The 25724-nt window shown below is 36.4% G+C and carries 26 protein-coding genes and 1 riboswitch; of the genes, 24 read left to right on the top strand and 2 right to left on the bottom strand.

The window, feature by feature from the left end; translation table 11 throughout:
* Window positions 1–202: 202 nt before the first annotated feature.
* Window positions 203–2035, bottom strand: a complete 1833-nt coding sequence (locus LKD20_RS03780) for a phosphoethanolamine transferase (protein ID WP_227720953.1) — start codon at window positions 2033–2035, stop codon at window positions 203–205.
* 166 nt (window positions 2036–2201) lie between these two features.
* On the opposite strand from LKD20_RS03780, the gene LKD20_RS03775 reads away from it, so the two are divergent.
* The 13 genes from LKD20_RS03775 to LKD20_RS03715 all read left to right on the top strand — a co-directional run bounded on the left by LKD20_RS03775 (window position 2202) and on the right by LKD20_RS03715 (window position 13257).
* A complete protein-coding gene (locus tag LKD20_RS03775; protein ID WP_024065984.1) occupies window positions 2202–2927 on the top strand; it encodes a segregation and condensation protein A in 726 nt (241 codons plus the stop codon).
* A gap of 12 nt (window positions 2928–2939) precedes the next feature.
* Window positions 2940–3449 carry an SMC-Scp complex subunit ScpB gene (gene scpB / locus LKD20_RS03770; RefSeq protein WP_227720952.1) on the top strand — a complete coding sequence of 170 codons (510 nt, stop codon included), beginning with the start codon at window positions 2940–2942 and terminating at the stop codon, window positions 3447–3449.
* Window position 3450: 1 nt separating this feature from the next.
* On the top strand, window positions 3451–4179 hold the full coding sequence (locus tag LKD20_RS03765) for a pseudouridine synthase (RefSeq protein WP_024065982.1): 729 nt from the start codon (window positions 3451–3453) through the stop codon (window positions 4177–4179).
* Window positions 4176–5423: a BaiN/RdsA family NAD(P)/FAD-dependent oxidoreductase gene (locus LKD20_RS03760; RefSeq protein ID WP_227720951.1), complete on the top strand. Its 1248-nt coding sequence runs from the start codon at window positions 4176–4178 to the stop codon at window positions 5421–5423. The genes LKD20_RS03765 and LKD20_RS03760 overlap by 4 nt, the downstream gene beginning before the upstream one ends.
* 8 nt (window positions 5424–5431) lie before the next feature.
* Window positions 5432–6106: a (d)CMP kinase gene (gene cmk, locus LKD20_RS03755; RefSeq protein WP_227283004.1), complete on the top strand. Its 675-nt coding sequence runs from the start codon at window positions 5432–5434 to the stop codon at window positions 6104–6106.
* A gap of 1 nt (window position 6107) precedes the next feature.
* The gene (locus LKD20_RS03750; RefSeq protein WP_105085548.1) at window positions 6108–6728 is read left to right on the top strand and encodes a lysophospholipid acyltransferase family protein; all 621 of its coding nucleotides are present in this window, start codon (window positions 6108–6110) and stop codon (window positions 6726–6728) included.
* Window positions 6719–8617, top strand: a complete 1899-nt coding sequence (locus LKD20_RS03745; RefSeq protein ID WP_060924660.1) for a bifunctional 4-hydroxy-3-methylbut-2-enyl diphosphate reductase/30S ribosomal protein S1 — start codon at window positions 6719–6721, stop codon at window positions 8615–8617. The genes LKD20_RS03750 and LKD20_RS03745 overlap by 10 nt, the downstream gene beginning before the upstream one ends.
* Before the next feature lie 113 nt (window positions 8618–8730).
* On the top strand, window positions 8731–10065 hold the full coding sequence (der, locus tag LKD20_RS03740) for a ribosome biogenesis GTPase Der (protein WP_227720950.1): 1335 nt from the start codon (window positions 8731–8733) through the stop codon (window positions 10063–10065).
* Window positions 10065–10661, top strand: coding sequence for a glycerol-3-phosphate 1-O-acyltransferase PlsY (gene plsY, locus LKD20_RS03735; RefSeq protein WP_024066174.1), 597 nt, complete (start codon window positions 10065–10067; stop codon window positions 10659–10661). The genes der and plsY overlap by 1 nt, the downstream gene beginning before the upstream one ends.
* Window positions 10662–10664: 3 nt before the next feature.
* Window positions 10665–11663, top strand: a complete 999-nt coding sequence (locus LKD20_RS03730; protein ID WP_227283002.1) for an NAD(P)H-dependent glycerol-3-phosphate dehydrogenase — start codon at window positions 10665–10667, stop codon at window positions 11661–11663.
* Between the two features lie 67 nt (window positions 11664–11730).
* On the top strand, window positions 11731–12282 hold the full coding sequence (gene rsmD / locus LKD20_RS03725; protein ID WP_060924657.1) for a 16S rRNA (guanine(966)-N(2))-methyltransferase RsmD: 552 nt from the start codon (window positions 11731–11733) through the stop codon (window positions 12280–12282).
* Between the two features lie 4 nt (window positions 12283–12286).
* Window positions 12287–12778 (top strand): pantetheine-phosphate adenylyltransferase, encoded by a 492-nt coding sequence (gene coaD, locus LKD20_RS03720; RefSeq protein ID WP_024066177.1) that lies wholly within the window; start codon window positions 12287–12289, stop codon window positions 12776–12778.
* 11 nt (window positions 12779–12789) lie between these two features.
* The gene (locus LKD20_RS03715) at window positions 12790–13257 is read left to right on the top strand and encodes a hypothetical protein (RefSeq protein WP_005386756.1); all 468 of its coding nucleotides are present in this window, start codon (window positions 12790–12792) and stop codon (window positions 13255–13257) included.
* Window positions 13258–13298: 41 nt separating this feature from the next.
* Here LKD20_RS03715 and LKD20_RS03710 read toward each other — a convergent pair whose 3' ends face one another.
* A complete protein-coding gene (locus LKD20_RS03710) occupies window positions 13299–15014 on the bottom strand; it encodes an Rqc2 family fibronectin-binding protein (protein ID WP_227720949.1) in 1716 nt (571 codons plus the stop codon).
* 127 nt (window positions 15015–15141) lie between these two features.
* Between LKD20_RS03710 and LKD20_RS03705 the strand changes: the two genes are divergently transcribed.
* The 11 genes from LKD20_RS03705 to rsmB all read left to right on the top strand — a co-directional run bounded on the left by LKD20_RS03705 (window position 15142) and on the right by rsmB (window position 25719).
* Window positions 15142–16023, top strand: coding sequence for a YicC/YloC family endoribonuclease (locus tag LKD20_RS03705; protein ID WP_227720948.1), 882 nt, complete (start codon window positions 15142–15144; stop codon window positions 16021–16023).
* 14 nt (window positions 16024–16037) lie between these two features.
* Window positions 16038–16307 (top strand): extracellular matrix/biofilm regulator RemA, encoded by a 270-nt coding sequence (gene remA / locus LKD20_RS03700; protein ID WP_005386753.1) that lies wholly within the window; start codon window positions 16038–16040, stop codon window positions 16305–16307.
* 8 nt (window positions 16308–16315) lie between these two features.
* Window positions 16316–16945 carry a guanylate kinase gene (gmk, locus tag LKD20_RS03695; protein ID WP_119206419.1) on the top strand — a complete coding sequence of 210 codons (630 nt, stop codon included), beginning with the start codon at window positions 16316–16318 and terminating at the stop codon, window positions 16943–16945.
* Between the two features lie 4 nt (window positions 16946–16949).
* Window positions 16950–17165, top strand: coding sequence for a DNA-directed RNA polymerase subunit omega (gene rpoZ, locus LKD20_RS03690; protein WP_060924653.1), 216 nt, complete (start codon window positions 16950–16952; stop codon window positions 17163–17165).
* 53 nt (window positions 17166–17218) lie between these two features.
* Complete coding sequence (gene coaBC, locus LKD20_RS03685; RefSeq protein ID WP_227720947.1) at window positions 17219–18412, top strand: bifunctional phosphopantothenoylcysteine decarboxylase/phosphopantothenate--cysteine ligase CoaBC; 1194 nt, start codon at window positions 17219–17221, stop codon at window positions 18410–18412.
* 101 nt (window positions 18413–18513) lie between these two features.
* Window positions 18514–18614: riboswitch (SAM riboswitch) on the top strand.
* Window positions 18615–18663: 49 nt separating this feature from the next.
* Window positions 18664–19854 (top strand): methionine adenosyltransferase, encoded by a 1191-nt coding sequence (gene metK, locus LKD20_RS03680; protein ID WP_227720946.1) that lies wholly within the window; start codon window positions 18664–18666, stop codon window positions 19852–19854.
* 62 nt (window positions 19855–19916) lie between these two features.
* The gene (gene priA / locus LKD20_RS03675; protein WP_227720945.1) at window positions 19917–22100 is read left to right on the top strand and encodes a replication restart helicase PriA; all 2184 of its coding nucleotides are present in this window, start codon (window positions 19917–19919) and stop codon (window positions 22098–22100) included.
* A 13-nt stretch (window positions 22101–22113) separates the two neighbouring features.
* Window positions 22114–22602, top strand: a complete 489-nt coding sequence (gene def, locus LKD20_RS03670) for a peptide deformylase (RefSeq protein ID WP_005386746.1) — start codon at window positions 22114–22116, stop codon at window positions 22600–22602.
* Entirely contained in the window at window positions 22595–23605 is a 1011-nt protein-coding gene (gene fmt, locus LKD20_RS03665; RefSeq protein WP_227720944.1) for a methionyl-tRNA formyltransferase, read from the top strand. The genes def and fmt overlap by 8 nt, the downstream gene beginning before the upstream one ends.
* On the top strand, window positions 23589–24371 hold the full coding sequence (locus tag LKD20_RS03660) for a DUF116 domain-containing protein (RefSeq protein ID WP_227720943.1): 783 nt from the start codon (window positions 23589–23591) through the stop codon (window positions 24369–24371). Before fmt ends, LKD20_RS03660 begins: the two co-directional genes overlap by 17 nt.
* The gene (gene rsmB, locus LKD20_RS03655; protein WP_227720942.1) at window positions 24364–25719 is read left to right on the top strand and encodes a 16S rRNA (cytosine(967)-C(5))-methyltransferase RsmB; all 1356 of its coding nucleotides are present in this window, start codon (window positions 24364–24366) and stop codon (window positions 25717–25719) included. The genes LKD20_RS03660 and rsmB overlap by 8 nt, the downstream gene beginning before the upstream one ends.
* Window positions 25720–25724 lie beyond the last annotated feature (5 nt).

Genomic DNA, 25724 nt, shown 5'->3' with positions numbered 1-25724 from the left:
GTTCTTTCCTTTTCTCTAAGAATTTTTACCAACCCCCAGTTTAACTGGGGGTTTAGTCATGCCTATTCGGCGTACAACAAAAAAAGAGATGAGTTAAAAACTCATCTCTTTTTTCGTGTTAGTGAAACCTAAACTACATTAAACCTAAACTACATTATACTAACATAATAAAATGTTTTTATATTACTAGAAATATTAAAGTTTATTTTCCTGCGTTTACAGGATCATTAGTTAATGGTTGTTCCCCTAGTAAGGTAGTAAGGTTATGTAAATTAAATCGATACTTATCATTACTGAAGTCTCGTGTTGCATCATAACGTTGGTTAGGTGCATGCATAAGACCGATTAATGTGTCATATAGTAAATCATTTGTAAAGTATTGATGTTCGTGCTTAGTAAGTTCCTCTGCAGTTTGAGGATACGCTGCACGATATTGAGGAGATAAATAAATCCAGAATGGAATGTGAGTCATAACAAAGTCAAATGTATCTGGGTTATGAGATTTATCTAAACTTTCACCGTGGTCAGAGAAATAGACCATAGCTTGTAAGTTTAATTTTTCCTTACCATACGTATAGATTTGTTGTAATAACCAATCAGTATAAAGTTGGCTATTAGCATATGCTTCTTGGCCATCTGGATACGGGCCTTGTTTCCATTTACTAAACTCATGAGGGTAACGGTCATTGTAATAAATATGGCTCCCCATGATATGAATAACAATAAAGTTATTTTTCGTTGGATCTACAGATTGTAATAAAGGCAATAAAGATTCATCATAGCGGTCAGAGAATGCATATGATTCGTGAGACCATTTTGTAGTATCTGCTGTTTTGGCCATTAGAGAAATGGCTGTATCGTATTCACCAAATACACCTTGGTTACTAAACCAAGAAGTAGTATAACCAGCCTTTTTAGCTACGTCTAAGATGTTTGCTGAATCAAGGAATGGTTTATCATCATATTGATTGCGTTCGGATAGAGCACGTTCGAGGGTAGGTACTGTTTGTACGTATGATGAATATGCGTTATCAAAGAAGACAAAATCTTTATTATCTGCACGCATAGTACCTTGCCATGGCGTATCATCATAAGGGAAGTTTGGATTATATACCTTCATATAATCACGAGAACTAGATTCACCGATGACTAATATGATAGTACCTGGTGTTTTATTAGCAGAAGTTTCCTTTGTATCCAAATTGAAGGAATCGAATACTAAATGATGGTTATCATTATATTGTTGCATTTGTTTTACATAGTCGCCAGCTGCAATCCAGTTTGCTACAATACATGTTTTCGGGAATAAGAAGAATGGTACGTATACTAAGAATGCTACTATAGATGCAATGAGCAATGTAGAGCGCATAGGTCGTGTAGTATTTAAGTTTACTACCGCTTTCATTCCTAGATTAGACCAATAGAGTAGATAGGTCCATATTACAAGGCCAATACCAACAGCGATAAGACCAGGAATACCAGCAGCATTTTTTAAGAAACCAAATGCTTCTTCAGGATTTGTCATGTATACTGCTAGTAAACTAGCTGGCGTTAAACAATGCCATGTAGTTAGATAGTATCCTATTTGTAAGAATGGGATAAGGCTCAATATCATGGTAATAATTGCCATGATTAATGATGTAGTTTTATGGAGACGATTCGTTTGGTTCAGTAAAAATTGAATCCCCGATAAACCCATAAAGATTAATAAGCCAAATAAAAAATCATTAGCAAATTCATAAAAATATAAAGGTTTTACATAGGACCAGTGGAACAAAAGTGGGAATGTAAGGGCCCAAAGAATACCGACTAAGCCATATCCCAAAAATGGTCTATGAAAAACGGTACATCCCATAAAATATTGAAATAAAAAAGTACCTACAATTGTTGGTACTGCTAAAATCGTTATATCTTCAACATCTAGACCTAGTGTAATAGGTTCATAGATGAAAAATAGAGCTATATATAAAGCAATACCAATGATACCAAAGCGAAAGATGGGGTTTCTCCCAATTTGCTTTAAATTAGATGACATAATAAATCCCCTCTTGAAGGAATACACAATAATTTATTTCTATAATATATAATAATTACTATAATAAAGATAGCAGATGACTGTAAAAAAAACAATTATTTGAAAGTACTACTATAAATGCTTTATAATTATATAGTTAAAGTATATTTTCTAAGGATTGGGGTTTATGGGAGATTATAATTACAAGTTGGATGTCTTTGAAGGTCCTTTGGACTTGCTTTTGCATCTTATTGAAAAACATAAAATAGAAATCACCGATATTCCTATCGTTGAAATTACGAGTCAATACTTGGAATATTTAGATAATTGGAATCACTTTGATATTCATTATAGTAGTGAGTTTCTTGTAATGGCTTCTACTTTGTTACAAATTAAATCGCGTATGCTATTACCTAAAGCTGAACCTGAGCCGGAGGATGCTGAAGATCCACGTGATGAATTGGTAGCTAAATTAGTAGAGTTTAAAAAAATCAAAGATTTTACAGCTATATTGATGGAACGTACAGCTGTATCCGCCAACATATTTAGTAGACCTGAAGAAACAAGCGTACTTGGGATAGACAATGTATATAGTTTAGAACTTTCCCGATTATATGAGATTTTTTATCAGACTATAAAACGCGCTAAGGAATTACCTGAAGAGGAGCCTATTCGCGAGGTCAAAGTTGAAAAAGACAGTTATAGTTTAGAGGATATGATTTTGTCTTTATCTAGTCGAGTACGACGTGGTGAAAGTTTATATTTTAGAGAGTTATTAATAGCAATTGAAACAAAAAGTGGTATGGTAACAATCTTTATGGCTGTTTTAGAATTGTTGAAGCAACAAGTTATGGAAATGCGCTATGAAGAGGATGATATTATATTCACTGCAGCCTTAGAAGGTACCGTATAGAAAGGGGGCTATATGAGCTTACCAACAATGCATTTAGAGGCCGTGTTATTCTCATCGGCAAAACCTATATCAATAGAAATGCTTGAAGAAGTATTTGAACTTTCAAAAGAGGAAGTACAAGATTATATAGATACATTACAACGGGAACTAGAAGAGAAAAATCGCGGCATCCGTTTGAGAGTATCTGGAGCAGGTATTGAGTTAGTTAGTGCCATGGAAAGTGCTGACTATGTAGGGCATATCCGTAAGAGAGAAGATAAATTATCTAATGCAGCGTTGGAAACATTAGCTGTCATAGCCTATAAACAACCTATAACTAAAGCTGAAATTGAAGAAATCCGCGGTGTAAATAGTGATAAGATTATTAAACAATTACTCACTCGATCTCTTATTGCGGAACTAGGTCATAAAGATACTGTAGGAAGACCTATTCTTTACGGAACAACTGACGAGTTTTTAAGAAGTGCTGGCGTAGAATCTATTGAGGCTTTACATCAAGAAGTTTCAGAAACAGAAGGATAATATGGAACGATTACAAAAATTTATTGCTAGTTGTGGTGTAGCATCACGACGCAAGGCAGAAGAATTGATTACAGAAGGAAAAGTTCAGGTTAATGGTCGTAGAATCACTGAATTAGGTGTGAAAATTGATCCTCAAAAGGATAAAGTTAAGGTTAATGGTCAATTATTAGCCCAAGAGAAACCAGTTTATTACTTGTTAAATAAACCAAAGGGGGTTATTACATCTGTGTCTGACCCTCAAGGTCGTGAAACTGTTATAGATTATATTAAAAATGAATCAAAACGAATCTATCCAATAGGTCGCCTTGACTTATATACAGAAGGGTTATTGTTGTTGACTAATGATGGTGAGTTGGCTCAAAACTTAACTCATCCGTCTAAGGGCGTAGAAAAAACATATGAGGTGCGTATTAAGGGCCGTGTTCGTGATGAAGATTTACAGGTTATTGCCAATGGTGTAGCACTGGAAGATGGTATAACAGCTCCTGCAACAATTGTAGATCTCGGTTTTGATGATCATAATGGTGTTCATGAAGTAGAAATTACAATCCATGAAGGTCGTAATCGCCAAGTTCGTCGTATGTTTGAACACTTTGGGTACCGTATTCATAACTTAAAACGAATTGCCTATGCTGGGCTTACCTTAGGTGGTGTTAAACGTGGTGGTTCTCGTCAGCTTACAATTCGTGAAGTAAAAGCTCTAAAAGCGTTAGGAGCAGGTAAGGAATGAAACAAATTGTAGTCATTGGCGGTGGTGCAGCAGGTCTTATGGCAGCTGTTATAGCTGGTCGTGAAGGGGCACGTGTCATCTTACTAGAAAAAATGAATATGGTTGGTAAGAAGATGGGCATTACAGGTAAAGGTCGCTGTAATATTACAAATAGTGCAGATATGACCGAGTTCATTAAAAATACGCCTGGTAATGGTAAGTTTCTATATGGCGCTTATGAACGCTTTAGTAATGAAGACTTGCTTGAATTATTACATAGTTGTGGCTTAAAAACTAAGGTTGAACGAGGGGGACGTGTATTCCCAGAATCTGATTCTGCTTTAGAAGTACGCAATATATTCATGAAAATCCTTAAAAAGTATAAAGTACAAGTTCATTTAAATGAACCTGTTACATCAATTACTGTTGAGGATGGTCGTGTTGTAGGAGTTACAACAGATAAGGAACAATATGCTTGTGATGCCGCTATCATTTGTACCGGTGGTGCCTCTTATCCGTTAACTGGTTCTACTGGTGATGGATATGCTTTAGCTAAAAAAATTGGTCATACCATTACAGATATAAGACCATCATTGGTACCAATTGTAACAGGGGAATCTTGGGTAAAAGATATTATGGGGCTTAGTCTTCGTAATGTTGAGGTATCCGTTATTTCGAAAAATAAGTTACAAGCAAAACAATTTGGGGAAATGATGTTCACTCATTTTGGCCTTACGGGTCCTACAATCTTGTCTTTAAGTCATACAGTAGGCAAATTGTTGCGTAAGAAAAATCCACAAATCACTATTGAAATAAATCTGAAGCCTGCATTAACTGCAGAAGTTTTAGACAAACGCTTACAGAAGGATTTTGATTTATATTCAAAAAAACAATTAGCTAATGGGATGAAAGATTTATTACCTGTCAATCTGATTCCGATTGTGATAAACCTTGCTGAATTAGATCCAAGCAAACCAATTAATCAAATTACAAAAGAAGAACGTATGCGTTTATGTCATGTATTACAACATATGACATTAACTGTAAAGGAGTTACGCCCTGTAGCAGAAGCAATTGTTACAGCCGGTGGTATTTCGTTAAAAGAGTTTAGTCCCAAAACCATGGAGTCTAAATTGGTGAAAGGCTTATATGGTGCTGGTGAGGTTCTGGATATTGATGCCTTTACGGGCGGCTATAATTTACAAGCTGCTTTTTCTACTGGTTATGTGGCGGCTATGCATGCTGTACATGGTGATGAAGAATAGAGGTTATTATGAATACAAAAAAAATTGCCATTGCTATTGATGGTCCTGCAGGGGCTGGTAAAAGTAGTATTTCAAAAGTAGTGGCCAATGAATTGGGTTATTTATATATCGATACAGGCGCTATGTATCGAGGTGTAACATGGGCGGTTCTCGATAGCCATGTTGATGTGAAAAATCAAAAAGACGTAGAATCATTGCTCCCTTCATTAGATTTAACATTAGAGCCTACTGCAAATGCTTGTAAAGTATTTGTAAAAGGTCAAGACGTGACAAATCTAATTCGACAACAACAAATCAATGAGAATGTATCGACTATTGCCTCTTATAAAGGTGTTCGTGAATACTTAGTTGAACGCCAACAAGCTATGGCTGCTGTTGGTGGTGTTATTTTAGATGGTCGCGATATAGGCTCTGTTGTACTACCAAAGGCTGAATTGAAGATATATTTAACAGCATCTGTAGATGCACGAGCAAAACGTAGATGGCTTGAAGTTCAAGGTACTTCTAATGAGCAATCATTAGAAGACATTAAAAAGAATGTTGAAAGTCGCGATGAAATGGATAAAAATCGCGATGAATCTCCACTGGTGTGCGTTGAGGATGCTATTGTTGTGGATTCTAGTAACATGACGTTTGATGAAACAGTGGAACATATATTACATCTAGTACAGGAGCGAATCTAAGATGAATAAATTTTCTACATGGCTTTGGCGTACTGCCTTTTGGTTGCGCTATAAAGTCGGTTATGGACTAAAGGTATATGGGCGTGATAATTTTCCTATGGAAGGTCCCGTTATTGTTGTACCAAATCATTTGAGTAACAATGATCCGCCTATCTGTGGCTATGCATTACCTAGACATGTACATTTCATGGCGAAACAGGAATTATTTGTGAATCCCATTTCTCGATTTTTCTGTACATGGCTTGGTGCATTTCCACTAAATCGCGGTGCTATCGACAAGGTAGCTATACGTCATGCCTTAGGATTATTGAAAGACAATAAGGTGCTAGGGATATTTGCTGAAGGAAACCGTCAAAAGAGCGGTAAGCTTGGAAGATTTCATGATGGCGCAGCATCAATTGCATTGCGTACAGGCATTGGTATAACACCAGTTGCTATTATTGGATCTCATAATATGAAGAAAAATCAAGTAGCTTGTATTATTGGTAAACAAGTTCCTGTAAATAAAGCTAAACCAACACCTGAAGCAATCAAAGAGGTTAATGATCGTGTTAAAGGTGAAATTCAACGCATGATAGATTCGTATCATGAAAATCGTATAGAGGAGACTTTATGGAAATAATTTTGGCTGAAAACCATGGCTTTTGTTATGGTGTTAAGCGAGCCGTTGAAATGGCTAATGAAGCTGCCGAGGGTAAGGGTAAAAGTTATACATTAGGTCCTATCATTCATAATCCTCAAGTTGTAGGTCGCCTTGAAAGTAAAGGTGTAAGTCCTATTCAAGAGGTAGCAGATATTGACGAAGGGACAATGATTATTCGATCTCATGGTGTAGGCCCTGCTATTTATGCAGAAGCTGAAGAAAAGGGATTACATATTTTAGATGCTACATGTCCTCATGTAAAAAAAGCGCAACAAGATGCTAAGTCTGTCATAGAAGATGGAATGACTTTGGTGATTTTGGGCGAAAAAAACCATCCTGAAGTAAAAAGTATCAATTTATGGGCAAATAACAAAGGAATAATCATCGAAGATGAAGAATCCGCAAAAAAACTACAAATTGTGGAAAAAATGGGTGTTGTTGTACAAACAACCTTTTCACAATTCAAATTTAACAGTATAATAGAGATATTAGAGAAAAAATCTAAGAATCTTAAGGTTTTCAAAACGATATGCAATGCAACGCAAGAACGACAGAACTCTGCCGTTGACTTAGCACGTAATGTAGATCTTATGATAGTGATAGGCGGTAAGAATAGCGGCAATACAAACCGATTGGCAGAGGTTTGTCGTGACGTTGGATGTACAACTTATCACATTGAAACTTCTACTGAATTACAACTGGAATGGTTTAACCGAGTACAGACGGTAGGAGTTACAGCAGGAGCATCGACTCCCGACTGGATTATTAAGGAGGTCATTGAGACAATGAAAGATTTTGCAGAATTATTAGCAGCAGAAGGTCAAGAAGAATTTAAGAAAGGGAACGTTGTAGAAGGTACAGTAGTTCAAGTTGAAGATGAACGCGCTTATGTATCTTTTGGCTACAAAACTGAAGCCATTTTGAACAGAACTGAAATTTCTTATCCAGCACCAGAATCTGCCAAAGATGTGTTGAAAAATGGTGATGAAATTAAAGCAGTTATCATGAACCACATCAAAGAAGATAATCCTATTTATCTTTCCATGACTCGCTTGGCTAAAGATGAAGATTGGCAATATGTTATCGAAGCACAAGAAAAAGATGAAGCTATCGTATGTAAAGGTATTGATGCTATCCCAGCAGGTTTGGTAGTAACAGTTAAATCCCTTCGTGGTTTCATTCCATTGTCCCAAGGTGATGTTCATTTCGTAAAATCCTTGGACAACTTGGTTGGTACAGAATTCGAAGCTAAAGTACTTGAAATCGACGAAAAGAAAAACCGTTTGGTTCTTTCCCGTCGTGCAGTATTGGAAGTAGAACGTCAAGCTAAATTAGCTGAAGCATTGAAAAACATCAACGTTGGCGACAACTATAAAGGTATTGTTCGTAAAATCATGCCTTATGGTGCTTTCGTAGATATCGGTGGTATTGAAGGTTTACTTCACATTTCCGACATTTCTTGGCAAAAAATCAAAAAAGTGGAAGATGTTCTTTCCGTTGGTCAAGAAATCGAAGTTAAATTACAATCCTTCGACGCTGAAAGCAACAAATTATCCTTGTCCTTAAAAGCTTTGACTAAGAGCCCATGGGACGTAGCTGAAGAAACATTGCATGTTGGCGATGTTATTAACGGCAAAGTTGTTCGTTTGGTAGCTTACGGTGCATTCGTAGCTGTTAACGACGACATTCAAGGTTTACTTCACATTTCTCAAATTACAAAACAACGTAATGCGAAAGTTGAAGACTACTTAAACCGCGGTCAAGAAGTAGAAGTTAAAATCATTTCTCTTAACAAAGACGAAAAGAAATTGGGTTTGGCTTTAACTGAATTGATGGAAGCAAAAGAAACTGCAGAAGACGCTGAATAATTCATTGTCTAATATAAGGCTAACCAAGGTTTCCTTGGTTAGCCTTTTTGCGTACTTTACGTAGAATATGATAAAATATAGTAATGTATTAGATTAGATAATGAGGTGAAACCATGGCAAAACCATTAGTGGCTGTTGTAGGTCGTCCAAATGTAGGGAAATCTACACTTTTTAATGCCATTGTTAATAAACGAATCTCTATTGTTGAAGATATTCCTGGTGTAACACGGGATCGTATTTACTTTGACTCAGAGTGGTTAAATCGTGAATTTACAATGATAGATACAGGTGGTATCGAATTCATAACAGATAATAGTCATGTTATTCCTAAGATGATGCGTTTACAAGCTGAATTAGCAATTGAAGAAGCGGATGTAATATTATTTGTTGTTGATGGTAAACAAGGGATTGTTCCGGCTGATGAAGAAGTTGCAAATATATTACGTGCTAGCGGCAAACCTGTAGTTTTAGTTGTTAATAAAATTGACAGTGTTAATCAAGAACCTAATATTTATGAATTCTATAATCTTGGCTTAGGTGATCCAATTGGTATTTCTGCTAAGAATTTAATGAATTTAGGTGACTTGCTTGACGATACTGTTAAACATTTCCCTCCAGTTGGTACAAATGTTGATGATGAAGACACTATTCACGTAGCGGTTATTGGCCGTCCTAATGTAGGTAAATCTTCTTTGACTAATGCATTATTAGGGCAAGACCGCGTAATCGTATCTGATGTAGCAGGCACAACACGTGATTCCATCGATACATATTGGACTCATGGAGATCAAAAATTTGTCCTTATCGATACTGCAGGCATGCGACGTAAATCTAAAATCGAAGAAGCTGTTGAACGATATAGTATTGTGCGTTCTTTACGCTCTGTAGACCGTTCGGATATTGTTGTTCTTGTGCTTGATGCTCAAGATGGTGTTACAGAACAAGATAAGAAAATTGCTGGTTATGCCTATGAAGCAGGCAAGGGTGTAATTATTGTTGTAAACAAATGGGATCTTGTTGAAAAAGATGATAAAACAACACTGCGCTTTACTGAAGATATTTATGATGAATTAGGGTTCTTACAATTTGCGCCGATTCTATTTGCATCTGCATTGACTAAGCAACGTATTCATCGCTTAGCTGATATGTTGAAATTCGTTTCTGAACAACAGTATCGCCGTGTATCTACAGGTACATTAAATCAATTATTGCAAGATGCTCAAACAGTAAATCCTGTACCATCTCGTAATGGCAGAATTCCAAAGATTTACTATATGACACAAGCAAGTGTTAAACCACCTACATTTATTTTGTTTGTAAATGAACCAGAGTTAATTCACTTCTCGTATATGCGTTTCTTGGAAAATAGATTACGTGAGTCCTTTGGCTTTGAAGGAACACCAATTCGTTTAGTGTTGCGTGGTAAGAAACGGGATGATGAAGACTAATGGATATTATGGTTATCGTATATGCTATATTGGCATATCTTATTGGTTCAATTCCTAGTGGTTTAATTATCGGTAAGACCTTCTTTAATACAGATGTCCGCCAATATGGTTCTAAAAATATAGGTGCCACTAACACATATCGCGTTATAGGTCTCAAAGCTGCATTACCTGTATTTCTCTGTGATGCCTTAAAAGGCGCGGCTGGGGTAGTATTATTATCCTCTTATGGACCTATGTATATGATCTTAGGTGGTATCCTTGCTATGATGGGCCATAACTGGTCTATATTCTTAGGCTTTAAAGGTGGTCGTGGCGTAGCTACAGGACTAGGTGTATTAATTGCTTTGTCACCATTAGTTGCTTTGATTGCCTTCTTGGTATGGGGCGTTATTGTCTATTTCACTAAGCTCGTATCACTAGGATCAATTATAGCTGCCGCTTTGGTACCAATCTTAATGTATTTTACAGGCGAATCTTATTGGTTCGTTGGCTTTGGCGCTTTGGCTGCTTTATTTGTCATTGTTCGCCATTGGGATAATATCAAACGTTTACTTGCAGGTAATGAGTTAAAAGTAGAACGTATCAAAAAGGATTAATATATGAATGTTGTTGTTGTCGGCTCTGGTAGCTGGGGAACTGCTCTTGCTATTAAATCCGTATTAGCTGGAAATACTACAACTTTATATTGTCGTCGCCCAGAATTTGCAGATCAATTAGCTAAAGATCTAGAGAATAAAGAGTATTTACCTGGCGTAACATTACCAAATGAATTAGTATATAGTTCAGATCTTGCTACCTGTATTAAAGGGGCCGATATCATTCTCATGGTTACGCCATCTGTACATGTACGTACTAGTTTAGAGTCTATTAGACCTTATGCTCATAAAGAACAATCGTATATACTTTGTTCAAAAGGTGTAGAGCGTACTACTGGCAAATTGCTGACTACAGTTATGAGAGAGGTTCTAGGAACAGTTGGATGTAATCTCGCTGTTTTATCTGGTCCAAACCATGCGGAAGAAATTGGACGAGATTTACCGGCTGCATCTGTTTTAAGTACAGAAGATCTTGATGTGGCCACGATGTTACAGAAAGCATTATGTAGTCAAAACTTTAGAATTTATGCAAATACCGATATTACTGGTGTTGAGTTAGCGGGGGCTACAAAGAATATTATTGCTCTCGCGGCTGGTATTGTAGACGGTCTAAAGTTAGGGGATAACTGTAAAGCATTACTCTTAACACGTGGGTTGCATGAGATGACCCGCTTTGGTGTAGCCTTAGGAGCACAAAAAGAAACCTATGCTGGCCTTGCTGGTATGGGAGATTTGATTGCCACATGTATGAGTCCCCATGGTCGCAACCGGGCTGCTGGACAACAATTAGCAGATGGAAAGACGATGGACTATATTATTAATCATACGAATATGGTTGTAGAAGGTTTCTTTGCTACTGACATTATTTATAAAATGGCTTGTGAACATCATATTGAAATGCCTATAACAAAGGCTTTATATGAAGTTTTATATGAAGAAAAATCTCCTGCTTTGGCATTAGCAGAATTGATGGGACGAGATATTAAAATTGAAGTATCATAAATAAAAGATACTTTTAATTTGGTTATTTATATACTATAATTAATGAGTATAATCTTGTGAGGGTTGTATGCGAATTATTGGCGGAACTGCAAAGGGACATACTATAAAAGCACCTAAAGGGGTAGATACTAGACCTACACTTGATCGTGTTCGTGAAAGTGTGTTTAATGTATTATCTAATAGAGGTATATTTGGTACTCATGTATTAGATATATTTTCAGGTACAGGTGCAGTAGCTATTGAAGCCTTAAGTCGTGGTGCAGCACATGCAGTAGCGGTAGACTTTAAAACAGGAAAATTGATTTTGGAGAATGCCAAACATTGTCATGTGGAAGATCGGTTAGAAATCATTCCGAGGAAACTTTCACAATTAAAAAATTATATAATGGGACGACAGTTCGATTATATTTTTTCTGATCCACCATATGAAAATGGATTTATACAAGAGACCATAGATATGGTTGTAGACTGTGATTTATTAAAGCCCGAAGGTGTTTTACTACTAGAGCACCATAAGGACGAGGCATTTACCTTGCCTGAATCATGGAAATGTATAAAAGAACAGAAATTTGGTTATACGATGGTTTCCTATTTTGTAAACACTGCTGAAAGGAGCTAAACCTGTGCGTATAGGTGTGTGTCCGGGTAGTTTTGACCCAGTAACAAATGGACATGTTGATATTTTTGAACGAGGCAGTCGATTAGTTGATAAATTAATCATTGCTGTCAGCTCTAACCCAAATAAAAATTCCTTATTTACCATGGAAGAACGGGTTGAGATGATTCAAAATTCTGTCAAACATATTCCTAATGTTGAAATTGATTGTACAGGTGGTCTACTTAACCAGTATGTTAAATCTAAGAATGCCACTATAATCATTCGAGGATTGCGAGCTTTAAGTGACTTTGAATATGAATTTCAACGTGCGTTGTTTGCAAAATATTTGGATGATGATATTGAAACTGTATTTATTATGACAAATAATAAATACTCTTTCGTCAGCTCCACAGGTATTCGTGAACTTGCAAAATTTGGCGGTAAGCTAGATGGTTTAGTTCCGGATGATGTTAAGGAAAAACTTGAAGAACGCTTTAATACGGTCCATAATAAATAGGGGTGAAATGTATGAAAACAGAAAAATTATTAGAAGATTTAGAGGTTCTTATTGAATCTAGCAGCCGTATTCCTATGACTACAAAACGTATGGTTGAGGAAGACGAAATTATGCGTATTATTGATTCTATTCAAGAGTCTTTACCATTGGAACTTGAAGAGTCTCGTCGTATTGTAGCAGATAAAGATAAAGTACTAGCTGATGCTCAACGTCAAGCTGAAACTTTGATTGATCAAGCTAAAGACTACATTGCTAAATTAACTGCTGAAAGTGAACTAGTTAAACAAGCTCAAGAACAAGCTAATCAAATTATCAATGCAGCTAACCAATCCTCTGAGGAATTGAAATCCAGCTCCATTCAATATGCTGGTGATGTTCTTAAATATGTGGAAAATAATTTAGAAAAAACATTGGAAAGCTTACGTCAAAATCGTGAAAGTTTGAAACAAACTGAACAACGTACAGAAGAAAACCAATAATATTATAAGAAAAGAAGCGAAGGATTTCCTTCGCTTCTTTTTTATTCATTATAATTATCAGGCTTTTTAGGCTCAACGATCATTGTTTGATGAGTGCTAAAAATAACAAAACCAAGTGGAGACCCAGGTGGCTTTTTGATATTTTTAATGTATGTATAATCTACAGGTACTTTGCTAGTTTCACGTGCCTTACTAAAGTAGGCTGCGTATTGAGCGACTTTAGATAGAATCATATCATCAGGCTCTACATTAAGTCTTAATATGAGATGGGAACCTTGAATATCTTGTGTATGGAACCAAATATCTGTTGGTTTGGCAAATCGATGAGTCAAATATTCATTTTGTTGATTGTTACGGCCAATAAATATTTCACCTTCATCGATGGTTAAATGAATGTAATTTGATTTACCTAATTTATATGATAATGGCTTCTTCGATTTTTTGATTATGCCTGCATCCATACATTCTTTACGAATTTCTTCTAAGCTTTCACGGGTAGTGGCTAATGAAATACTATATAAAATTGATTTGAGATATTCAAGTTTTGTAGTACTAGCATTAAGTTGATATTCACCACTGACCATACGATTTTTTAATTTAGTATAGAGCTTATAATACCATTGACCGTTTTCTACAATTGTAAGATTTGGCTTTAGAGGAATTGTTAATAATTCTCCATCTTCAGAAAGAAGATTTGGTAATTGGATAGAAGGTTCATATTGAACTTGTAAGTGAGCATTAATCATTAAGATATCACCATATAGTTTATATGTATCCATTTTATTGGTGTCATCTAATTCATCTTTAATCTTTTGATGACGAACTTCTTCTTTTTTTATGGCTGCTGTTAAGATCTTTTCTAGTTCTTTATCTGCAGTGTGAATGGATTTTGTATTATGAATTGATTCTTCTAAGGGTTCTGAAATCGTACTATATTCTTTAAGTACTTTATAATTTTGTAGGATAAAAGTAGCATGTGCTTTTTTATTATTATCATTAATTAAAGTAAGCAAACCATTACTTTCATTGAGCTTAATTTTTAACTCATATAACGCCTTAGCTAAGGCATCAACTTGCGTGGGAATTAAGTCGCTTATGATCTCATTACCGCTAAGATTTGAAGCCAATAATACTTCATCCAACAAAGGTTTACCAAAACCGTTAAAGATGGCACGTATAGATTGTTGTACAGTGCTATCACCGAAGGAGGTAAGTAAATTTTTGATTTCATCATAATCAAAATCCATTAAACTTACACGATTAGCATTAGGTGGTAATTCATAGTGTAGTTTAGGACTTATAGAACGTTCACGATTCATTAAAGGTGATACATGAATTAATGATTCTAGAATAACTCCATCTTGAACAAAGATACAGTTTGAATACTTGCCCATTAGTTCCACATATATAAATGTACTCGTAATAGAACCATCCATTTCAAGCTTATCCGTTTGGATACACATGATTCGGTCACCATTGATTTGTTCAACCTTTACAATACGGCTACCCTCAATATGTTTACGTAAGAACATACATAGTGAACTAGGTTCCTTTGGTAAATCTTGAAGAGGTTTGCTGAGATACATCGCAGGGGTTGCACCAACAGTGATGACTAGGCTTTGATCTTCGTTAAGTGCACGAATTTTAAATAGTAATGTAGTTTTATCTATTTGATATAATTTTTGTATTTGACCTGTTTGTAATCGCTCATTTAATTCTTTAGCGAGAACAGACATGGTAAGTCCGTCTAAATTCATGGTACTCCTTTCAATTCTATTTAGAAGTATAGTTTAGTATAACATAATGTACATATAATTCTTAGTATTTAAACACGGAATGTATAATTCGTGGTACAATAATAAAAACTGCTAAGGAGGATATCATATGAAAAGTATGACCGGTTTTGGTTCTGGTACGGCAACCAAAGATGGCATTACCTGTACGGTAGAAATTAAGACTGTAAATGCACGATTTTTGGATTTATTTATACGTAGTCCAAAGCAAATAAACCCTTTTGAAAGTATTATTCGCGGGTTAGTACAAGATCGGATTACTCGTGGTAAAGTTGAAGTATCTGTTTCTATTCAAGATGCAGGGGAAAGACCTAAAACTTTTACAATAAATAGTGTATTGAGGAAGCAGATACAAGAATTGCTTGTTCGAGAAGAGTTTTATGATGACCCTAAAAAGGTGCCTTTACAAGCGGTCAATTCCATTTCTAATGAATGGATACAACAACAAGATACTCCGATTGCAGAAGATGTGCTTTCAGAAATAGTACAAGAATCTACAAACCAAGCACTGGATGCCTTAATAACAATGCGTACAGTAGAAGGTAAACATATTGAACAAGATTTATTGTCTCGTATCACTACTTTAGAAAATATAATCAAGATTATTGATGAGAATAAAGCCGGCGCTGTAGATGCGTATCGTGAGCATATAAAGGGAAAAATTCAAGAATATTTAGTGTCTTTAGAGGCGAGTATAAGTGAAGATCGTTTTTTGCAGGAAATTGCTTTATTAGCTGATAAGACTGATATTACGGAAGAGATTGTCCGATTTACCTCACATGTGGTACAATTAAAAAACACACTTGCAGATGAGAATTCCATCGGTCGTAAGGTGGATTTTATTTTGCAAGAAATGAATCGTGAAGTGAATACAATTGGTTCCAAAGCTATGGATTCAAGTATTACAGAGTTTGTGGTTCAGCTAAAATGTGAGTTAGAGAAAATTAGAGAACAAGTACAGAATGTAGAGTAATAGGAGGTCCATAAATGAGTATTCAGTTATTGAATATAGGCTTTGGTAATATGGTATCTGCTAACCGTGTTATGGCTATTATTAGTCCCGAATCTGCACCGATAAAACGTATGGTTCAAGATGCGCGTGACAAGGGCCTACTCATTGATGCTACATATGGTCGTAAGACTCGTGCTGTATTAGTTATGGATAGTGGTCAAATTGTATTATCTGCAATTCAACCAGAAACCGTAGCACATCGACTTGTGCAATATGATGTAGACGAAGATACAGTAGAATCATAGGAGTACATATGTCAGACAGAGGATTATTAATCGTTATATCCGGGCCATCTGGCGCAGGTAAAGGTACGATTTGTGCGAATATTCGAAAAGAAATGCCTAATTTAGTATATTCCGTTTCAATGACCACACGGGCACCACGTGTTGGTGAAGTGGAAGGGGTTAATTACTTCTTTCGCTCGAAAGAAGAGTTTGAAACTCTATTAAGTGAAGATGCATTTTTAGAATATGCAAAGGTATATGATAATTACTACGGTACACCTAAGCAACATGTAATGGATTTATTGGATGATGGTAAAAGTGTACTGTTAGAAATTGATATTCAAGGTGCTATGCAAGTTAAAGAACGTTTTAGTGATGCTGTATTTATCTATATAGTACCACCGTCATTAACTGAGTTATCTGAGCGCTTACATAATCGCGGTACAGATGCGAAAGAAGTTATTGATAAACGGTTGTCATTAGCTTGTTCTGAATTGGCATTAGCCCATCGATATGACTATATAGTTGTAAATGATGATCTCGGAGAAGCATCTGAGAAGGTTGCATCTATCTTACGAGCTGAATCCTGTAAGATTAGTCGCAATAAAGAGCAAATTCAATTTATTTATAAACAGTATCAAGAGTCTAAGGAGAAGTGATAGTATGATGGTAAAACCTCCATTGAAAAAATTGGAAAATCAAGTAGATAGTAAATATACTTTGGTAACATTAGCAGCTAAACGTGCTCGTGAACTAACAGATGGCGAACCATGCTTAGCTGAATCTACACATGCAACTGACAAGCCTGTTTCCTTGGCATTTTATGAAATTGCCGAAGGTGAAGTGACTTATAAACGCACTAAAGAAGGCATTAAATAAGAACAACAATTCCTTGTATCGTTGATACAAGGAATTTTTAAAAGGAGAAGAAAATGCGAGGAAAACATATCATTGTCGCTGTATCTGCAGGTATTGCTGCGTATAAGGCAATTGAAGTAGTGAGCAGGCTTCGTAAAAAAGGTGCTGAAGTAAAGGTTGTTATGACTCAAAATTCCACTCATATAGCTTCACCTCTTACATTTGGTGAAATTAGTGGACATCCTGTAGCTATCGACATGTTTGAACAAGTACATCAATGGGATGTGGAGCATATTGCATTAGCTAAATGGGCAGATGCATATGTGGTTGTTCCAGCTACGGCAAATGTAATTGGTAAAATATATGCCGGTATTGCAGATGATATGCTAACAACAACAATAATGGCTACTAAGGCTCCAAAATATCTTTGTCCTGCTATGAATACAGAAATGTATAACAATCCGATTACTCAACGTAATTTGGAAGGTTTACGTTCTCTTGGCTACCATATTATGGAACCTGCGGAAGGATGGCTTGCTTGTGGGGTTACCGGTGTTGGGCGTTTACCAGAGCCTGAAGCTATTGTAGATTGGCTTGAATCACAGATGTGCAAATCTAATGAACTTGAAGGTATTACAGTGCTTGTTACAGCCGGTGGTACACAAGAGAATATCGATCCTGTTCGTTATATTGGTAATCGGTCTAGTGGAAAGATGGGGTATGCTATTGCTGAGCAAGCAGCCCGGATGGGGGCTAACGTTATTTTGATCAGTGCACCCACATCTTTAGCCGTACCTAGTGGAGTAGATTTTGTTCCTGTTGACTCTGCTTTATCTATGCAAAATGCTGTTGAATCTCGATATGGCGAGGTAGATGTGGTTATCATGGCGGCAGCAGTATCTGATTTTAGAGTCCTTCACAAGGCAGAACAAAAAATAAAGAAAATGGAGTCCATGACATTAGAACTTGTTAAAAATCCAGATATACTACAAGGTTTAGGTGCTAAAAAGAAACATCAAATTCTTGTAGGTTTTGCAGCGGAAACTGAGCATGTTATTAAATACGGTCAAGATAAAGTAATTAGAAAAAACTTAGATATGCTTGTAGCAAATGATGTTAGTAAATCTAATGCAGGTTTTAATGTAGATACGAATGAAGGATACTTCTTATATCCTCATAAAGATCCTAAAGAAATGCCGAATATGAAAAAATCTGAATTGGCCCATAATATTATGAAAGAAGTTGTGGAATTGGTAAAAAATAAATAACACGATACATGAGAGAATCTTATGTTTGTAGTTTGTAATTGATAGAAAGATATGTAATAATGACTTGCTTTATCAATGTAAATACACTATAATATTTCTGTAACTCATCAAGAGTAGTGGAGGGATAGGCCCTATGAAGCTACAGCAACCATTCCAAGAGGAAAAGGTGCTAATTCCTATGACAAATGTCGTTAGATGGGAGGGTCTCTCATGAGTACATGAGAGGCTTTTTTTCGTATTAGGAGGATAAAATGGCTGAAAAACATATGTTTTTTACTTCTGAATCTGTTACTGAAGGCCATCCAGATAAAATAGCTGACCAAATTTCTGACGCTGTTTTGGATGCGATTATTGAAAAGGATCCAACTGCTCGTGTAGCTTGTGAAACTTTAGTTACTACTGGTCTAGTTCATGTAGTAGGTGAAATTTCTACTAATACATATGTAGATATTCCTCGCATCGTACGTGATACAGTTCGTGAAATTGGTTATACACGTGCAAAATTTGGCTTTGACTGCGACACTTGCGGTGTACTTGTTTCTATTGATGAACAATCTGCTGATATTGCGATGGGCGTAGATGAAGCTCTTGAATCTAAAGATGGTAATGGTGAAGCACTAGATAAAATCGGTGCTGGTGACCAAGGTATGATGTTTGGTTATGCATCTAATGAAACACCTGAACTTATGCCTATGCCTATTTCTTTGGCTCATCGTTTATCTCGTCGTCTTACAGAAGTTCGTAAAGATGGCACTTTAACATATCTTCGTCCAGATGGTAAAACTCAAGTTACTGTTGAATATGTTGATGGTAAACCAAAACGTATTGATACAATTGTTATCTCTACACAACATAGCCCTGAAGTTACGCAAGAACAAATTAAAGCAGACTTGAAACGCTTTGTTATCGATGCAGCATTGCCTGCTGAATTTGTTGATGAAAATACAAAATATTTCATTAACCCAACTGGCCGTTTCGTAATCGGTGGTCCTCATGGTGATGCTGGCTTGACTGGCCGCAAAATTATCGTAGATACTTACGGCGGTATGGCTCGTCATGGTGGCGGTGCTTTCTCTGGTAAGGATCCATCTAAGGTTGACCGCTCTGCAGCATATGCAGCTCGTTATGTAGCTAAAAATGTTGTAGCAGCAGGCCTTGCTGATAAGTGTGAAGTACAAGTTGCTTACGCAATTGGCGTTGCTCATCCTGTATCTATCTTGGTTGATACTTTTGGTACAGGTCATGTTGAGGAAACTAAAATTCAAGAACTCGTTAAGAAACATTTCGACCTTCGTCCAGCAGGTATTATTGAAATGCTTGATTTGTTAAAACCTCATTATCGCAAAACTGCAGCATATGGTCACTTTGGTAGAACTGATGTAGATATACCTTGGGAGCGTACAGACAAAGCAGCAATTTTAAAAGCTGAAGCTGGCTTATAATACAAAAGGTCTTAGTAGAATTTCTACTGAGACCTTTTATAGTAAATGAAAGGAAATAATGTATGCGTGTCGCAAAAGTTATCATCAATAGACCTGCTAAACAACTTCATAAACCATTAAGCTACTTAATGCCTGAAAAGTTTGGCAATATCTTACCTGGTACACGTGTACTTATTCCTTTAGGCAATAGTCGCGAAGAGGGAATTCTGATTGGCTATGAAGATTTAAGCGAGCCCCCTGAGTTCACATTGCGAAATATTGTTCAAGTATTAGACAATGAACCTTGGTTCACACCTGAAATGATGGATACTGCTCGTCGTTTAAATGAATATTATTTATTCTCTTATGGCGATGCATTGCGTTTATTTACTGTTAATAAAACTCTAAAATCTTATGAGGCGCCTAGGGAAGAATGGCTTGTCGTTACACCTGCTTTCACGGTAGAACAATTTAGTGAACGAAAAAAGAAACAACGAGAGTTGGCAAAATATTTACTTGAAGTAGGGGGCGCATCAAAAGCTTTATTATTGGCTAAAGGTTTTTCACGAATGGTCATTAAACAAGTTAGTGAAGCTAAGGGGATTACTATTGAATCTAGATTTAAAGCTACAAAAACCTCATTTGATGAACTATTAACAGAAGAAGTAAATATAGCACTAACTAATGCACAACAAGCCGTGTATGAACCGATACAAGAAGCGATGAACACACATCAGCATAAAACCTTTTTGTTACATGGCGTAACGGGTAGTGGAAAAACCCAATTGTATTTAAAAGCTACGGAAAAATGTATTAGCCAAGATAAAACTGCTATTATTTTGGTTCCAGAAATTATTTTGACAGATCAGATAGTGCGTCGTTTTGTAGAAACCTTTGGTGATGAAGTTGTAGTATTTCATAGTAAGTTAACAGTTCAACAACGCAATAATAACTGGGAGCGTTTGCGTCGCAAGGATAGTCATATTATCATTGGTGCACGATCAGCAGTATTTGCTCCAGCTGAGGACATTGGACTTATCGTAGTAGATGAAGAGCATGATACTTCTTATAAGCAAGAGGACATGGTTCGTTACCATGCTAGAAATGTTGCATTATGGCGTGGGGAAGCACATGGTTGTCCTGTAATACTAGGTTCTGCAACACCATCTGTAACCTCCTATTATAAAGCTAAGCAAGGGGAATATCAGTTGCTTGAATTGCCACATCGTATTTTTGAACAACCAATGCCAAAAGTAACTATTGTGGACATGAAGGAAGAAATTCTTCATGGCAACTATTCTGTTTTTTCTGATGCTATGAGTAGCTTAATTCAAAAAACATTGAATGAACATAACCAAATGATTATTCTATTGAACAGACGTGGTTATAGTACCTTTGTAATGTGTCGCGATTGCGGGGAAACTATTATGTGTCCTCATTGTGATGTAGCTATGGTGTATCACCAAGCAGGTGAAGAATTACGGTGCCATTATTGTGAACATCATGAACCGATTCCTACGGTCTGTCCAAAGTGCAATAGTCAACGCATTAAATTCTTTGGATCAGGTACACAAAAGGTAGAGGAAGAGTTGCGACGTCATTTTAAATCGGCTCGTATTGCCCGCCTTGATCAAGACGTAACTAAAAATAAACAATTAGCAGAAGATATTTTACATGATTTTGGGACTCATAAATATGACATCTTACTGGGAACACAAATGGTGTCAAAAGGTCATGACTTTAAAGATGTAACAGCGGTTGGTATTTTAACAGCTGATTCGGTTTTAAATATTCCTGTGTATTCCGCATCTGAAAGAACTTTTGATTTGCTTACCCAAACTTCTGGACGAGCTGGTCGTGGTGATAAACCGGGCAGTGTAGTAATACAAACATATAATCCGTTAAATTATGCTATAATAAAGAGTAAGGCTCATGATTATGTAGGCTTTTACAACGAAGAAATTCAAAATCGTAAAGCATTAGGATATCCTCCGTTTAGAGAGATGATTCACATGGTAGTGCGTCATCAAAATATGGAGACCTTAGAGGCCATAGCTAATCGTATTGTAAGCGATTTAGAGGTCCATAAAGGTGATACCGATATTCTCATTAATGGACCTTATGAAGCAAGTATCAAAAAAGTACGGGATATGTATCGTTTAGCGATTATGATTCGAGGTACTGACTTATCAAATTTAAAAGAATATATATATAATTCATGGATCTTCATACAAGAAGGACTTTTGATTGATGTAGATCCTGTTTAGTATAGGAGTATAAATGGCAGTATTAGATGTTGTGAAAGCAGGTCACCCCGTTTTAAAACAAATTGCGGAACCTGTAGAACATGTTAATAAAAAACTTAGAGCCCTAATCGATGATATGGCGGAAACAATGTATGAGACTGAAGGCGTTGGACTTGCTGCACCTCAAGTAGCGGTGTCAAAACGAATTATCGTCGTAGATGATCATGCCGGTAGTGGTCTCATTGCATTAATTAATCCTGAAATTACGCATGCTGAGGGATCTCAAGTGGGACCAGAGGGTTGTTTAAGTGTACCAGGGTATTTTGGCGATGTGGAAAGATTCGACAAAATTACCGTTAAAGGTATAGACCCTCATAATAAAAAGGTAACAATTAAAGCTGAAGGATTTTTAGCGCGTATTTTTCAACATGAGATTGATCATTTAGAAGGTCATTTGTTTATTGAAAAAGCAACTAACTTACGATTGATTACTGATCACCCAGAGGAGAAAGAAATTGTCTAATCAAAAACAATTGCGCGTCGTATTTATGGGGACGCCTGACTTTTCGGTTCCTACTTTGGAAGCATTAATAGAGGCTGGTCACTCTATTGTTGGTGTATACTGTCAGCCAGATAAACAAAAAGGTCGCGGTAAACAAGTTCAAATGCCACCTGTAAAAGTGGCAGCTTTAAAACATAATTTACCTGTATTCCAACCGGTAACATTACGTGATGAACAAGTACAAGCAGAACTTGAAGCTCTAAATCCCGATGTAGTAGTGGTTATTGCATACGGTAAAATTTTGCCGCCATGGCTTATTCGTTTACCACAATATGGATGTATTAACGTACATGCATCTATTTTACCTAAGTATAGAGGTGCTGCACCAATTCATTATGCCATATTAAATGGTGATACTAAGACAGGTGTTACCATTATGCATATGGATGATGGCCTTGATACTGGTGATATCATCGATATCGTAGAGACCGATATTTTACCTAGTGAAACGACAGGTCAATTATTTGAACGTATGGCGGTGCTTGGTGGTGAAACTATTGTTCCCGTATTAACTCGTTGGGTTAATGGGGAAATTAAGGCTACGCCACAAGATGATACAATGGCTACACATACTGCTAAGATTACAAAGGAAATGGGGCACATAGACTGGTCTAAGTCAGCCCATGAAATTGTAAATCTTATTAGAGGTCTTAATCCAGCTCCTGGATGTTATACGTATCTCGATGGAAAACGTTTAAAAGTATGGTCTGGTGAAGTGGTTCCAAATGATACGACTCACGGTTTGATAGATATCCATGGTAAACATGTACCAATTGCTATATCAGCCACAACTATACCTGGTACAATCGTATCTAAAATAGCCGGTTTAGGTGTATATTGTGGTGATGGAAATATAATTCTATTGACAGAGGTCCAGCCAGAAAATAAAAAACGTATTTCTGCTATTGATTTTATTAATGGACATCAGATAAAGGAAGGTATAGTTTTTGGAGACTCAATATAAGCAGTACGAAACGTATCCGTTATACCTGATATTGTCATCAATTACATGTGCCATAATTACTGTAATTATGGGATTTCTAATGTATATATTAGAGCCTGGACTTTCACAATTACATCCTGTTGCACCCATAATAAGTACAGTGATTTTTTCTGTATTCATTTGTGTTATATGGTTATTGTGCGCATCCTTGATTATTGCTAGTTTCGGTATACTACAGTTACATCCTATTGTTTTAAGGCTTGCTAACCAGTTTATATATGGACTGTTTCCGGTGTCCCTATTGATTGGTAAAGTGAGAGGGGTTACTAAGGATCAATTGCGTCAGTCTATGATTGACTTGATTAATCATCTAGTGATGCTTGATATGTATACAGTTGATCCAGAACGTATATTATTATTGACACCTCATTGTTTACAAGAAAGTTCATGTGTTCATAAGGTTACACATGACGTATACAATTGTAAGCAATGTGGTAGATGCCAAGTTGGAAGTTTATTGCAAATTGCTAAAGAGTATGGCTGTCAATTTATAGTGGTAACAGGTGGTACATTAGCGCGAATGAAGGTAAAAGAAGCGCGACCAAAGGCTATTGTAGCTATTGCTTGTGAACGTGATTTAGCAAGTGGCATGGCTGATGTATTTCCCATACCTGTCATTGGCGTTTTAAATGAAAGACCTAATGGACCTTGTTGCAATACTACAGTAGATCCTCAACGTGTTCGCGCAGCAGTTGAACAATTAATTGGTAGGAAAAACGATGACTGAAGTTAAAACGAATCAACAACTAAATATTCGATTGCTCGCAGTGAAAGCTTTGAGTGATATTAATCGTAATGGTGCTTATGCCAATATCAAGTTACAAGAGTATTTACAAAAATATCATTTATCCGATTTAGATCGAAGGTTTTTCACGGAGTTGGTCTATGGTGTTATCCGTAGAAAAAATTATTTAGATGCCATTATTGTTCATTTCGCGAAAAGACCATTAAAGAAATTATCGTCCATGGTTGTAGAAATCCTTAGACTTGGCATTTATCAAATTATCTATATGGATAAAGTCCCTGAAAGTGCAGCGGTCAATGAATCGGTAAAACTTGCAAAAAAGTTAACTAGAGGATTATCTGGCTTTGTAAATGCCGTATTACGTTCAGTATTACGTGAAAGTGATAGTATTTCTATTGGAGAACTTGCCAAGTCTGAGGCTGAAGAAATTTCTTTCATTTATAATCAACCTTTATGGCTTGTTGATTTATGGATGAATGAAATGGGGAAGGATAAGACTATAGATCTTTGTGCTTGGTTTAATGAACAACCTCGTTTGACAGCACGTATAAATACTGTAAAAGTATCTATTGAGGATTGTTTAAAAGAACTACGAGATTTAGGTTGGACTGTTGAACAGGACAATGATATTCCAGAAGTAGTTTATATTGATGCACATCAAGGGCACTTGGAAAAAGCAAAACCTGTTATGGAAGGTCATATTACCTTTATGGATAAAGCCTCTATGCTCGTTGCTCATGTAGTTGATCCTAAGCCAGGCGAGCGCATATTAGATTGTTGTGCTGCACCAGGTGGTAAGTCTATGCATATGGCAAGTCTCATGAATAATACGGGTGCTATTATGAGTTGTGATATATACGATCATAAATTAGAGCTTATGAATCAAAATGCTGAACGACTTGGAGTATCCATAGTTTCAACTAAGCTACAAGACGGTCGTTATTTACCCGATAATTGGAAAGAACAATTCGATCGCGTCTTAGTAGATGCACCGTGTTCTGGACTTGGCATATTACAAAAAAAGTTGGATATGCGTTGGCGTAAAACACAATCTTTACTTACTGACTTACCTCCATTACAGCTTGAAATATTAGAAAAAGCTGCTGAAATGGTTAAAGTTAATGGATATTTAGTATACTCTACTTGTACTATCAATAGTGGGGAAAATGAGGATGTACTAGAAAAATTCCTAGCAACTCATAAGAACTTTATCATTGATCCTGTATCATTTGAGGGGTTGCCACAAGCTGCAGATGGTATGATTAGTACATATCCACCACGAGATCAAATGGATGGATTCTTTATGGCTCGTGTAAAACGCATATCATAATAATA

Source organism: Veillonella fallax, assembly GCF_020687175.1.
Taxonomy (GTDB): Bacteria; Bacillota; Negativicutes; order Veillonellales; family Veillonellaceae; genus Veillonella; species Veillonella fallax.
Note: the sequence above shows the minus strand (reverse complement) of the source record. Positions and strands in the feature narration are given on the sequence as shown.